The sequence below is a fragment of the Streptomyces albiflavescens genome (assembly GCF_014645835.1).
In the GTDB taxonomy this organism is placed as follows: Bacteria; Actinomycetota; Actinomycetes; order Streptomycetales; family Streptomycetaceae; genus Streptomyces; species Streptomyces albiflavescens.
The window spans coordinates 222370-235025 of sequence record NZ_BMMM01000017.1; the positions used below are offsets into that span (position 1 = coordinate 222370).

11 protein-coding genes and 1 pseudogene are annotated in these 12656 nt (G+C 71.0%); 7 read left to right on the forward strand and 5 right to left on the reverse strand.

The window, feature by feature from the left end; translation table 11 throughout:
• Positions 1 to 128 precede the first annotated feature (128 nt).
• On the forward strand, positions 129 to 1607 hold the full coding sequence (locus tag IEY95_RS37090) for an ABC transporter permease (RefSeq protein WP_189190593.1): 1479 nt from the start codon (positions 129 to 131) through the stop codon (positions 1605 to 1607).
• Between the two features lie 98 nt (positions 1608 to 1705).
• On the forward strand, positions 1706 to 2473 hold the full coding sequence (locus tag IEY95_RS37095) for an ABC transporter ATP-binding protein (protein WP_189190594.1): 768 nt from the start codon (positions 1706 to 1708) through the stop codon (positions 2471 to 2473).
• A gap of 45 nt (positions 2474 to 2518) precedes the next feature.
• Here IEY95_RS37095 and IEY95_RS37100 read toward each other — a convergent pair.
• Together IEY95_RS37100 and IEY95_RS37105 are read right to left on the reverse strand one after the other, a co-directional pair.
• Positions 2519 to 2704: pseudogene (locus IEY95_RS37100) on the reverse strand (aldo/keto reductase); the annotation flags it as partial.
• A gap of 189 nt (positions 2705 to 2893) precedes the next feature.
• Positions 2894 to 3220, reverse strand: coding sequence for a nuclear transport factor 2 family protein (locus IEY95_RS37105; RefSeq protein WP_189190595.1), 327 nt, complete (start codon positions 3218 to 3220; stop codon positions 2894 to 2896).
• 132 nt (positions 3221 to 3352) lie between these two features.
• Here IEY95_RS37105 and IEY95_RS37110 point away from each other — a divergent pair, with 132 nt between their 5' ends.
• The 3 genes from IEY95_RS37110 to IEY95_RS37120 all read left to right on the forward strand — a co-directional run bounded on the left by IEY95_RS37110 (position 3353) and on the right by IEY95_RS37120 (position 6003).
• Complete coding sequence (locus IEY95_RS37110; protein WP_189190596.1) at positions 3353 to 3916, forward strand: DoxX family protein; 564 nt, start codon at positions 3353 to 3355, stop codon at positions 3914 to 3916.
• 198 nt (positions 3917 to 4114) lie between these two features.
• Positions 4115 to 4480 (forward strand): MazG-like family protein, encoded by a 366-nt coding sequence (locus IEY95_RS37115; RefSeq protein ID WP_189190597.1) that lies wholly within the window; start codon positions 4115 to 4117, stop codon positions 4478 to 4480.
• 200 nt (positions 4481 to 4680) lie between these two features.
• A complete protein-coding gene (locus IEY95_RS37120; RefSeq protein WP_229703606.1) occupies positions 4681 to 6003 on the forward strand; it encodes a hypothetical protein in 1323 nt (440 codons plus the stop codon).
• 31 nt (positions 6004 to 6034) lie between these two features.
• Here the strand turns inward: IEY95_RS37120 and IEY95_RS37125 are convergent, their stop codons facing one another.
• Positions 6035 to 6604 carry a TetR/AcrR family transcriptional regulator gene (locus IEY95_RS37125; protein WP_189190598.1) on the reverse strand — a complete coding sequence of 190 codons (570 nt, stop codon included), beginning with the start codon at positions 6602 to 6604 and terminating at the stop codon, positions 6035 to 6037.
• Between the two features lie 322 nt (positions 6605 to 6926).
• On the opposite strand from IEY95_RS37125, the gene IEY95_RS37130 reads away from it, so the two are divergent.
• Positions 6927 to 7787, forward strand: coding sequence for an AAA family ATPase (locus tag IEY95_RS37130; RefSeq protein WP_189190599.1), 861 nt, complete (start codon positions 6927 to 6929; stop codon positions 7785 to 7787).
• Between the two features lie 110 nt (positions 7788 to 7897).
• Positions 7898 to 9253, forward strand: coding sequence for a vWA domain-containing protein (locus IEY95_RS37135; protein WP_189190628.1), 1356 nt, complete (start codon positions 7898 to 7900; stop codon positions 9251 to 9253).
• A gap of 67 nt (positions 9254 to 9320) precedes the next feature.
• Here IEY95_RS37135 and IEY95_RS37140 read toward each other — a convergent pair whose 3' ends face one another.
• Positions 9321 to 10022, reverse strand: coding sequence for an SDR family oxidoreductase (locus IEY95_RS37140; RefSeq protein ID WP_189190600.1), 702 nt, complete (start codon positions 10020 to 10022; stop codon positions 9321 to 9323).
• A 770-nt stretch (positions 10023 to 10792) separates the two neighbouring features.
• Positions 10793 to 12466, reverse strand: a complete 1674-nt coding sequence (locus tag IEY95_RS37145) for an SWIM zinc finger family protein (RefSeq protein WP_189190601.1) — start codon at positions 12464 to 12466, stop codon at positions 10793 to 10795.
• Positions 12467 to 12656: the final 190 nt, after the last annotated feature.

Sequence of the window (12656 nt, forward strand, 5' to 3'; positions counted from 1 at the left end):
TTACGCAATATTGATTCCGGGCGCCACTTTCTCAGCTCTCACACATCCCTTACTCAGCCCGGCTCAAAGGTTCCTCCATAGCTTGTGGCCGCGCCCACAGCGGGCGCCAAGAACCTTTGAGGAACGGGATGTTTGGCATCTATCTCAAGCGTGAGCTGAGCCGGCGCAAGAAGGCGGCGCTGGTGATCGCCATGGGTCTGGCGCTCGGTATCGCGCTGGTCATCACCGTCAACTCGGTGTCGGCCGGCATGCAGCAGGCACAGGACAAGGTCCTGAAGTCGCTGTACGGGCTCGGCACCGACATGACGGTCACGAAGGCCCAGACGGCGCCTTCGGGCAACTCCTCGGGCAGACCGAAGTTCAACTTCGACGCCAAGTCCAACGACAGCAAGAAGACGCAGAGCTCCGACCGCGTGATGACGCAGGGCGGTCAGTCCCTGAAGTCCTCGCTCGTCACCGAGGTCGCCGCGCAGAAGGGCGTGGCGAGCGCGGTGGGCGCGCTGAGCCTGAACGTCACCAAGGTCGACGGCTCCTTCACGCAGGGCAAGGCGCAGTCCTCCACCCAGCAGCAGGGCGGCGGCCAGGGCGGTCCCGGCGGCGGCACCAGCACGGGCCAGCCCCAGGTGCAGGGCGGCGGCGCCTCCTTCGACGTGAACTCGTACTCCGTCGCGGGCGTCGACGTCACCAACCAGGACCTCGGCCCGCTGGCCACCTCGAAGATCACCACGGGCAAGACCTTCACGGCCTCGCAGACCAACGCGAAGGTCGCGGTGCTCAGCAAGTCGTACGCCAAGGAGAACAAGAAGACGGTCGGCAAGACCGTCACGATCTCCGGCACCAAGTACACGATCATCGGTATCGCGACGCCGGACAGCAGCGACTCGACCACCGACGTCTACCTCCCGCTGAAGCAGGCGCAGACGCTCGGCGACTCGAAGAACAAGGTCACCACGATCTACGTCAAGGCGACCGACTCCCAGCAGATCGACACCGTCAAGAAGACGATCCAGAAGAACATCTCGGGCACGACGGTCACCACCTCCGCCGACCTCGCGGACACCGTCTCCGGCTCGCTGTCGACCGCCTCGAACCTCGCGACCAGCGTCGGCAAGTGGCTGTCCATCGCGGTCCTCGTCGCCGCGTTCCTGGTGGCGGCGCTCCTCACCTCCTCCGCCGTCTCCCGTCGCGTCCGTGAGTTCGGCACCCTCAAGGCGCTCGGCTGGCCGTCGCGCAAGGTCACCCGCCAGGTCGTCGGCGAGTCCATCGTGAACGGTCTGCTCGGCGGAGCGCTCGGCATCGCCCTCGGCCTCGGCGCGGCGTACGCGGTCACCGCGATCAGCCCGAAGCTGACGGCGGAGCTCGGCTCCACCGGCGGCATGGGCGGCGGTGGCGGCATGGGCGGCGGCCCCGGTGGCGGCGGCCCCGGCCAGCAGGCGGCCTCGGCGGCCAAGAACACCATGGAGATCGCACTGTCCGCGCCGGTCTCGCTGACCACCATCGCGCTCGCGGCGGGCCTGGCCATCGCGGGCGGTCTGATCGCCGGTGCGATGGGCGGCTGGCGCGCCTCCCGGATGCGCCCGGCGGACGCGCTGCGCAGCGTCTCCTGACCGGCCCCCGGGCCATCCCCTGAGCCGGGGCGCCGCGTCCGTTCCCCCCGGGTCGCGGCGCCCCACCCCCTTCCTCTTCTGCACCTTCGGAGAACCTCATGTACAAGCTCACCGGCGTCACCAAGCGCTACACACGGGGCAAGGAGACGGTGGAGGCGCTGCGCGGCATCGACCTCGCCATCGAGGACGGCGACCAGCTCGTCATCCAGGGCCCCACGGGCGGCGGCAAGTCGACGCTGCTCCAGATGATCGGCGGCCTTGACCGCCCGACCTCCGGCAGCGTCGAACTGGACGGCGTGGACCTCGCCTCCATCAGCGAGGCCAAGCTGACCCGGCTGCGCGCCGAGAAGATCGGCATCATCTTCCAGGCCTTCAACCTCATCCCGACACTGACCGCGCAGGAGAACGTCGAGACCGCCCTCGTACCGCTCGGTGTGAAGGCCGCAGAGCGACGCGAGCGGGCCGCCGAGGCACTGCGCTCGGTCGGCCTCGGCGAGCGGCTCGGCCATGTCCCGACGGAGCTGTCCGGTGGTCAGCAGCAGCGCGTGGCCATCGCCCGCGCGCTGGTCAAGAAGCCGAAGGTGCTGCTCGCCGACGAGCCGACCGGCAACCTCGACGAGGGCACCCGCGACGACATCATGGGCCTGCTCGAAGGGCTGTGGCACGAGTACGGGCTGACCTTCATCATGGTCACCCACGACTCGTCCATCGCCCGCCGCGCGCCGCGCCTCGCGACCATCAAGGCGGGGCAGATCACGCTGACCGAGCAGGGCGGCGCGCGCCGTGCCGCCGCGGCCCAGCCGTTCGTCCAGCAGCCCGGCCAGCAGTACGCCCAGCAGCCGTCGTACGGCGGTCAGGGTTACTGACCCCTCGGTTGCCTTACGGCTGCCCGTGCGCGGTCCTGGGGCCGCTCACCGTCCGAGGAGGCGGTCGATCTCGGCCAACTGCCCGGCGGTGAGCGGCCCTTCGGCGATCGCGCCCGCGTTCTCCTCGGCCTGGTCGACCGAGCGGAACCCGGGGATGGGAACGGTGCGCGGGCTGCGCGCCCACAGCCAGGCCAGGGCGCCCTGCGCGAGGGTACGGCCGCCGCTGGTGAGATCTCCCTGAGGCCCGTGCTCAGTCGTCGCGTGCTCAGTCGTCGCGTGCTGAGTCGTCCCGTGCTCAGTGGTCTCCATGCCACTGGACGCTAGGAGTTGGAGCGCACACGAAGGCAAGCCCCTTGCGGTGGAGTGTTCCTCAAGCCCGGCCGCGCTCCAAGCCTTCAAGCCCGGCCGGTCTCGAAGTCCTCAGGCCTGGCCGGTCTCGAAGCGGGTGATCCTGCCGCCGTCGTCGACGGTGAAGGTCCACTTCGTCTTCATCTCGCCCCAGGTGTCGTTGTTGTAGCGGGCGATGAGGGATCGGCCTCCGTTGGACTCGTTGTCGACGTCCATGTGGCCGTGGGAGGAGAAGATCTCCCGCTCGGTCCAGTCGGCGAGGTCGCGGTCCGAGCCGTCGTCGGACATGGTCGCGCCCGGGGCGAGGACGGCCTCGAAGGCGTCCCGGTCGTGGGCGTTCACCGCAGTGACGAAGGCCCGGACGGCCGGGTCGCTGAGTTTCGCTACCTGAATCGTCATGCCAGACAGACTCACACCGGTCCCCCGCGCACGCCACCCGAACGGCTGCCCGGGAGCATCGGGCTCGTCCGATCGGTGCGACGGTGGAGACCCGGGAGGGAACCGTTGCCGCCGTCTGCTCTGGGAGTCACCGTGACATGTGTCGACCGAACCGATCTGGGACTGCTGCTGCTCCGTCTGGGCACGGGCGGGGTGCTGGCCGCGCACGGGGCGCAGAAGCTGCTCGGCTGGTTCGGCGGGGGCGGCCTCGAAGCGACCGGGGCGGCCATGGAGGCCATGGGCTACACGCCCGGGAGGGCGAGCGCGACGGCGACCGGGCTCGCGGAGGCCGGCGGCGGCACGCTGCTGGCGCTGGGCCTCGCGACGCCCGCCGCCGGTGCGGCGGCGGCAGGCGCGATGGCGGGCGCGGCGGCGGTGCACGCACCGCACGGGTTCTTCGCGGCCGAAGGCGGCTACGAGTACGCGGCGTCGCTGGGTCTGACGGCGGCGGGCCTCGCGGTGGCGGGACCCGGCCGGCTGTCCCTCGACCAGCTGCTGGGCCACACGGTGAACCGCGGCTGGATGGTGCCGATGGCGCTGGGCGTGACGGCGGCGGTCACGGCGCTGGTCGTGGGAGCGCGGAACCAGAGGGTGCGGAAGGCCGCGGAGGGGGAGCAGGAGGCGCTCTTCGACGAGCAGGCGTTCATCGACGAGTAGGCGTCGGGCCTACGCGGCTACGCGGGGCATCGGGTCTGCGAGGAGACGCCGGGCCTACGCGGGGGCATCGGGTCTACGAGGAGACGCCGGGCCTACGCGGGGGCGTCGGGTCTGCGAGGAGGCGTCGGGCGAGGAGGCGTCGGGCGGGCCGCTTCTGGGGAGGCTGGCCGCATGGCTGACTCTGGGGACGCTCGTCCCATGACTGACATTGGTCCCGTCGCCGACGAGGACGTCTGGGACTCGATCGACCGCCTGCACGCCTGGCTGGACGCCCATCGGGCGCACGGCGGCCGGGAGGGCCTGCTCCTGCGCGTGCTGAAGCTGTCGGAGGAGGTCGGCGAGGTCGCCCAGGCGGTGATCGGCGCGACGGGCCAGAACCCGCGCAAGGGCACGACGCACACCTGGGACGACGTCCGGTCGGAGCTCTGCGACGTCGTGATCACGGCGCTGGTGGCCCTGCGCACGCTGGCGCCGGACGCGCGCGAGGTCTTCACCGCCCACCTGGCGGGCGTCACGGAGCGGTCGCTGGGGTCAGTCGGGAACGGCTCAACTCCGCGAGCGTAGGGCGCACTTACGGCCTCGTGATCTTGCGGTGTCCGAAGTTGTTCATCGCGCGGACGTACGCGGGCCGCATGGAGTTGGCGGGCGCGGCTGAGCCTTCTCGTCGGCATCACGTCGACGAAAGGGTCCCCGTGCAGGACTACGTTTTTCCCTCAGGCCGCAAGGCGGTTGCCGTGGTGAGCGGCGTGGTCACGCTCGCCGTCATGGGGCTGGGAAGCCAGGCGCAGGCAGCGAGTTACGGCACGCCGAGCCTTTCGTTGTCGGCGGCGTACCTGTCCGGTGCGGTGGGTGCGACCGGTGATCCGGTCGTGCAGGTGACGGTCGCCCAGAGCGGCGCCGACGCGAGTGCGCTCGCCGTCTCGGTGACCAAGAGCAGCAAGACCACCGTGGCGACCACCGGCGACGTCACCGTCACCGGAACCGGCACCACCCGTCAGGTCGCCGTCGCCGCGCGCGGCCAGGGCTACACCGACCTCACCGTGAAGGTGACCGGAGTCGACGGCCAGACGGCCACGAAGACGCTGCACTACGCCGCGTCGGCCGCCGTCCAGCGGAGCGCGGACAGCAGGTACTTCACCGGTTCCAGCGACGCCTCCGCCGCCGTCGACGTGGGCGGCGGGTACGCGGTCGTCGCGGACGACGAGTCCAACGTGCTGCGCCTGTACGACCGTTCGGCGTCGGGCGCGCCCGTCAAGACGTGGGACTTCAGCTCGAAGATCGGCGTCTCGAAGGAGATCGACATCGAGGGCGCCGCCCGCGTCGGCGACACCATCTACTGGACGGGCTCGCTGGGCAACAACAAGGACGGCGAGTACAAGTCGGCCCGCAACACCGTCTTCACGACCAAGGTCACCGGTTCCGGCGCGGCCACGACCCTCTCGTACGGCGGCGCGTACGCGAAGCTTCGCGACAACCTCGTCGCCTGGGACGAGGCGAACGGCGACCGCTACGGCTTCGCGGCGGGCACCGCCGCCGGCCAGGTCCCCAAGCAGATCGACGGCTTCAACGTGGAGGGCCTGGAGTTCGCCCCGGGCTCCACGACCACGGCGTACATCGGCTTCCGCGCGCCCCTCGCCCCCGCGGTGACGGGCGGCAAGGCGCTCATCGTCCCCGTCACGAACATCGACAAGGTGGTTGGCAGCGGCGCGTCGGCCACCTTCGGCACGCCGATCGAGCTCGACCTGGGCGGCCTCTCGATCCGCGACATCCGCAAGAACGCCTCGAACCAGTACCTGATCGTCGCCGGTTCCTGGGCCGCCGACGACAACTCCGACCCGTACGCCCTCTACTCCTGGGACGGCGACCCGGCCCACGCCCCGGTCAAGCGCCTCGACCTGCCCACCTCGGACCCGGGCGGCTGGGAGTCCGTCGTCGACGTCCCCGACCTGACGGTCCCGGGCGCCCGCGCCCAGCTGATCACCGACGACGGCTCCGCCGACCTGTACGGCGACAGCACGGACGCCAAGGACCTCACTCACCCGGAGTGGAAGAAGTCCCGGGCCACGTGGTTCACGGTCACCGGCTGAGACAGCGGTAGCCGTACCGCCGGCGGCGACGCTACTCGACGCCCGCGGCGTCCAGCAGCACCGTCGCGGTCGTCGTGGTCAGCCCGTCGAGGGTCTCGATCCCTGCGCCGGCGCGGGCGTTCGCACCGTCGAAGACCAGCATCAACTGCCGGGAGAGGAGATCGGGGTCGCGCGCGCCACCGCGCTCGGCCTCGGCCCGGAACACCTCTTTGAGACGCTGCTTGGCGCCGCCGGCGACCGCGCTCGCCGGGTGCTCGGGGTCCTTGAGCTCGACCAGTGCGGCGAGGAAGGGGCAGCCGCGGAACTCGGGCAGCGCCGCCCCCTCCTCCAGCCGCTCGAAGACGCCCAGGATGCGCTCGCGCGGCGTGACGGTCTCCCCCGGATCGGGCGCGAGCCGCTCCACGTACGACGGAATGCGCCGCTCCAGGCTCGCCGCGAGGAGATCGTCCTTGCCGGCGAAGAGCTGATACATCGACCTCTTCGAGACGCCGGCCGACCGACACAGCGCCTCGATGCCGATGGAGACGCCGTCGCGGTAGGTGAGCTCGGCCGCCGCGTCCAGCAACCGGTCCCTCGGGGACGCCTTGGCTGTAGTGGTCATACGGGGAGGGTACCTCGCAAGGAGGAGCGAGGAAACCGATCGGTATACGGGCTGCGCGAGACCCTCCCGCAGGGCGTTGCGCGACCACGCACAGGCCCGCACGACCGAGCACGCACAGGCCGCACGACCGAGCACGCACACGCCCGCGTGACGCCGCTCGACCACCGTCACACCCGCATGACGCTGTACGGGCACACACCGGCATGACGCTGTGCGAGCACGCACACGCGGGACGCTGTGCGAGCACCCTCACACGTGACAGGGTGGTGAACAAGCGCTTAGATAGTGAGCCGACCTCGCCCGTACCGAGCTGGAGGCCCCGTTGCTCTTCACATCCGTCGACGATGTCTCCGCACGCCTCGCCGAGACCGGCTATCTGGCGTCTCCCGCCGTCGCCACGACGGTCTTCCTGGCCGACCGCCTCGGCAAGCCGCTCCTGGTCGAGGGCCCCGCCGGGGTCGGCAAGACAGAACTCGCCAAGGCCGTCGCCGAGGTCGCCGGAGCACAACTGGTCCGGCTCCAGTGCTACGAAGGCGTCGACGAGTCCCGGGCGCTGTACGAGTGGAACCACGCCAAGCAGTTGCTGCGCATCAGCGCGGGCCGCGACGAGACGTGGGACGAGGCGCGCACCGACATCTTCAGCGAGGAATTCCTGCTGGCGCGCCCGCTGTTGACCGCGATCCGCGGCGACGAGCCCAAGGTGCTGCTGATCGACGAGACCGACAAGGCCGACGTCGAGGTGGAGGGCCTCCTGCTCGAAGTGCTCAGCGACTTCCAGGTCACCGTCCCCGAGTTGGGCACGATCACCGCGACCAGCCGCCCCTTCGTGGTCCTCACCTCGAACGCCAGCCGCGAGCTGTCCGAGGCGCTGCGTCGCCGCTGCCTCTTCCTCCACATCGGCTTCCCGGACGAGGCGTTGGAGCGACGCATCGTGCGGCTGAAGGTGCCGGGCCTCGACGAGGCGTTGGCGGAGTCCGTGGTGCGGGTGGTCGGGGCGCTGCGCGAGATGGACCTGCGGAAGGTCCCGTCGGTCGCCGAGACGATCGACTGGGCCCGTACGCTGCTCGCGCTCGGGGCGGACACCCTCGACGAGGCTGTCGTGCACGACAGCCTCGGCGTGCTCCTCAAGCATCAGGACGACGTCCTGAAGGCGACAGCCAAGCTCGACCTGGACGCCGTGTGACCGCGCCGGCGGCCGGTGCGGCGGATCGGTCGGCGAGCGCAGCCGACCAAGCGGCCGGTGAGGCGGACCGGCCGACGGGTCTCGTCGGACCGGCGGGCACGGCCGACCCGGTGGCCGGCGTCGCGGAGCGGCTGACGGGTCTCGTCGGGGCGCTGCGCTCGCACGGGGTGCGGATCGGCACCGGGGAAACCGTGGACGCCGCACAGGCCTTGGAGGCGCTGGGCCTCGCGGACCGGGAACGGCTGCGCGAAGGCCTCGCCGCCACCCTGCTCCACAGCACCGGGCAGCGGTGGGTGTTCGATCCGGTCTTCGACATGTACTTTCCGCGTCGCGTCGGAGCGCCGTCGGACAGCGAAGCGCCCGCCGACCGGGAGGACCTGCGCAGCCGGCTCGCGGCCGCACTCGCCGCCGACGACCAGGCGGCGATCGCCCAGTTGGCGGTCGAGGCGGTGGACGGTTTCGGCGGATACGGCGCCTCGCCGGGGTCGGACGGCTGGTCGTCGTACCAGACGCTCGACCGGCTGCGTCCGCAGACGCTGATGGCGCGGGTTCGCGACAGCGTCCGGGCGCAGCGCGGCGGGGCGGGGTTCACCGACCGGCTGCTGGAGGACGAGATCCGGCGGCGCATCGAGGCCTTCCGTGCGCAGGTCGCCACGGAGGCCCGGCGCCGGGTCGCCGAGCGGCGCGGCCGGGACGAGATCGCGCGGCGGGCGGTGGCCCCGACCGCCGACCGGGTCGACTTCCTGTTCGCGGGGCGGACCCAACTCGCCGAGCTGCGCAGGGTGGTTCAGCCGCTCGCGCGCAAGCTGGCCACCCGGCTCGCCGCACGCCGCCGCCGGGCCACCCGGGGCACCATCGACCTGCGGCGGACCCTGCGCGGGTCGCTGTCGACGGGCGGGGTGCCGATGCGACCCGTGCTGCGCAGACGCCGCCCCGTGCGGCCCGAACTGGTGCTGCTGTGCGATGTGTCGGGCTCGGTGTCGGGCTTCTCGGACTTCACGATGCTGCTGGTGCAGGCGCTGCACGACCAGTTCAGCAAGGTGCGGGTGTTCGCCTTCGTCAACCGGATCGACGAGGTGACCGGGCTGCTGGTGCACGGCACGGCGGACCCGGAGGGGCTGGGTGGCCGCATCCAGGCGGAGGCCACGCTGACGGGCTGGCACGGCAGCAGCGACTACGGTGTCGCGTTGGGCGAGTTCGACGAGCGGTACACCGACGCGGTCGGGCCGCGCACGACCGTGTTCGTCCTCGGCGACGCCCGTACGAACATGAGCGACCCGAACCTCCCGGCCGTGCGGCACCTCTCCGAACGGGCCCGCCGCGTCTACTGGTTGAACCCCGAGCAGCGGTCCCAGTGGGGCACGGGCGACTCCGCCGCGCCCGCCTACGCCGAACTCGTCGAGATGCACGAGTGCCGCAACGCCCGGCAGCTCGGCGAGCTGATCGCCCGCCTGCTGCCGGTCTGACATTTCCGGTCCGACACCGCCGGTCCGACGCTGCCGGTCTCGCACTGCCGGTCCGCCCCCGGCCCGACTACGCCACCAGCTGCGGATACATCGCGCCGATGTCCTGGGACAGCCGGGCCTTGACATGCCGGGAGACATCGTCGGCCAGCACCTCGAAGGCGCCCGACTCGATGCCGTCGAGCGCCTGGGCCGCCACGCTCTCGGGAGTGGACTTCGGCGCATCGACATCGGCGGCCAGGTCCGTGTCGACGTAACCGACGTGGAGTCCGGTGACCTCGATGCCGCGCGGCTTCAGGTCGAGCCGCAGGGAGTTGGTCTGCGACCAGAGGGCGGCCTTGGACGCACTGTAGGAATTCAGGAGGCCGATCCAGGACAGCACCGAGTGGACGTTGAGGATGTGGCCGCCGCCGTTGCGCTCGATGATCGGGACGAAGGCGCGTGTGACAAGGAGCGGCCCGTAGAAGTTCGTCTCGAACTCGCGGCGGACGTCCTCGACGGGTGAGTCCAGGAAGTTCGCGTTCACGGACGCGCCGGCGTTGTTGATCAGGACGGTGACGTCCTGCGCCTGCTCGGCGGCCGCGGCGACGGACGCGGGATCGCTCACTTCCAGCGCCAGCGGCACGGCGTCGGGGTGCGTGACCGTCCGCGGGTCGCGCGCGGTGGCGTACACCTTCTTCGCGCCGCGCTCGTAGAGGGCCTGCACCAGCGACCGGCCGATACCGCGGCTGCCGCCGGTGACCAGGGCGACCGAGCCTTCGATGGTTGTCATGAGTACTCCCGGAATCGAGAATCGAGAATCGAGAAATGGGAAACCGATCGGTTTACCTACTGCGTCGAGAGTAAACCGATCGGTTTCCCACCGCAAGGCGGGACCCGCGCGGACGCGTATGCGGCCCCGTTCCGGAAATCGCCCCGCCTCGCGCGACGGACCCGCCGCCCCGCCCCGTAGAGCAGACGACATCGGTCCACCGGGAGGGGACCGCGGGCGTGGCAGGGCACAAGGTCAGAGGCGTCAGGGGTGCGGCGATCGCGGCGGCGGCGATGGCCGCGCTGACCGCGTCACAGGCGCCGGAGGCGGTCCCGGCACGGGCATCCGTCCCTCAGGAGGAGGCGCCCACCGAGTACGGACCGAGCATGCCGGGCGACACCCCGTACCTCCCGCCGCTGCGGACCCGGGAACGCGCGCGAGGCATCGTTGGCGACGAGGAGCTGGATCGACGTCAGGGATTCTCTGGCCCGCTCTGGCGCCTGCGGACAAGCCGAGGCCGGATCCACTCAGTGCACAACGCGTGCGCACTTCCCGGGCAACTCCCAGGTTGACGCGGGAAGCGCCCCCACACGCAAAAGGGTCCCGACGCGGCCGTGAAACCAGGCCAGAGTCCAGATGGCAGACGAGTCCGGCTATACGCCGGGGACAGCGGTGCGCATCGCGGAAGCGGACTCTGAGCTGCTGCCCCGTCCGCGTAGACAGAGGCCCGGGCACATCGCGCGCACGTCGCCATGAGACGCCGCGCAAGCTGCCGCGGCGCGGTCCCCGGCTCACAGTCCGTGTTCGTCCATCGCGCGCATCAGGTTCCGCTTGCGTTTCTGGGTGGTGCGCAGGGCGGTAACGTACGCGGTGAACTCGTCTGGTGTGCCCAGCCGGTGGTGGCAGTCGCGCACGCTCAGCAGCAGGCTGACGAGCTGTTCGTAGACCGCGTTGCCTGTCTGCTTGTTCAGCGGCTCGACCAAACGCAGGTAGACGCTGAGCGAGTCGGCGGGACGGCCTGTACGCGCCTGGTCGGCGAGGGTGAGCCACTGCCGGTCGTCGGCGCCGCTGTCGGTGGCCGCCTGCCAGGCGGCCTCGACGTCCTTGTCGTCGAGCAGGGCATCGACCAGAACGGAACCGCCGTACCAGCCTTGGTGCCGCCGCCCCGCGTCAGCGCGCAGCAGGGCAAGTGCTCCCTCGCGTTCGACCGGCCAGCAGTCAGCGGCCCGCGCTGCGGCGCGCAGTTGCTGGTACGTGAGCAGGGAGCGGCGGGCGCCGAAGTGGTCGCGGCGCACGGCGACGGCATCGAGGAGCCGGGCAGCTCGCGCATAACGCCCGCAGAGGTAGTCGACGAGTGCGGTGTCGACGACGGCGAGGTCCCCGGCTTCCCGGATGCCACGTTCCGCCCAGCTCAGGGCCTCCTCGGAGCGTCCCGCGGTGTCCAGCTCGCAGGCGATGACAAGGTGGGTGTGGCCGTTCGCCGCGAGGTCGGCCGCGTGCACCGCGATCACCGTGTCGACATCGCCTCCCGCCTTGGCCAGGCGCTCCATGAGGTACTTCTCAGCCCAGCCGGCGCGGTTGCGCCGCCACGCCTCGGTCGCCAACTCTCGCAAGACGGTCATCCCGCGTTCGCCGAGGACGTCCTCGTAGTCGAGCGGATCGATGTCGGTGATGTTGTCGAAGTCGCCGAGCACATGGCCGACCAGCCAGCGGGCGAGTGCCTCCGGGTCGGTGCGCGCCGAGCGGCACGCGTCGAGATGGGCGTCGGCGAGGCGGGCGCCCACCTGCCCGAGCCATCCGTCGGAGTCGTCGACGCTTTCCACCGCCTCGGCAAGCAGCGGCATCGCCTCCCGCGCCAAGGTGATCGCGTCGGCGGCCCGGCCCGAGCCGGTGAGCGCCCCGATCGCGGACACCGCCTGCCCGGCTTGGTCTGCGTAGGCGCGGGCATCGGCGTACTCGACGTATCCGTACTGCGCGAACCGGCCGATGTCGAGCACTTCGCGGATGCGCGCCTGGACCCCGGCGAGGTCCCCGCGGGCGCTCGCGGCCCGCAGCTCCAGGCGGCGCCGCAACTGCCGGTCCTCCCCGATCTGTTCGCGTACCAGGGCGAGCAACTCGTCCTTGGAGAGGGCCGACAGCCACTCGTCCAGGTCCTGCGCACGAGTCCGGGCCACCGAGCGCTGCCGCGGCAGGCTCTCCCGCTGGGCGAGCACGGTCAGGCCGAGGGCGACCAGGTGCTTGCAGAAGTTGCCCTCCAGGCCATACGGGCAGTCGCACACGCCGGTCAGCCCTCGGGGCCCCTCCAGGGTCAACTCCGCCTCGTACCGATCCGTGCCGAGGACGGTCGCGGTGACCCAGCGGTCACCGACCTCGACCCCGGACACTGCATCCAGGTAACCGAGCCCGCGCTCGAAGGAGCGAGCACCGGCCAGCACTTTGAGGTTCGCCTCGGTGAGGCCGCCCATGGTTCTTTCCACCCCGCCCTGGCGTAGTGCGTGACGACCGCCAGCTTATGACTACTGGTCGGGCCGGGCCGACGGTTCACCGGACATCCATCCTCGGCAGCCCCGCCTTTCACGGTCCTCCAGCCCACCCCGCGCATCACGTAGCGCGAGCGGTTAACTACTCGAAATCTCCATACTATGGTTCACTTGA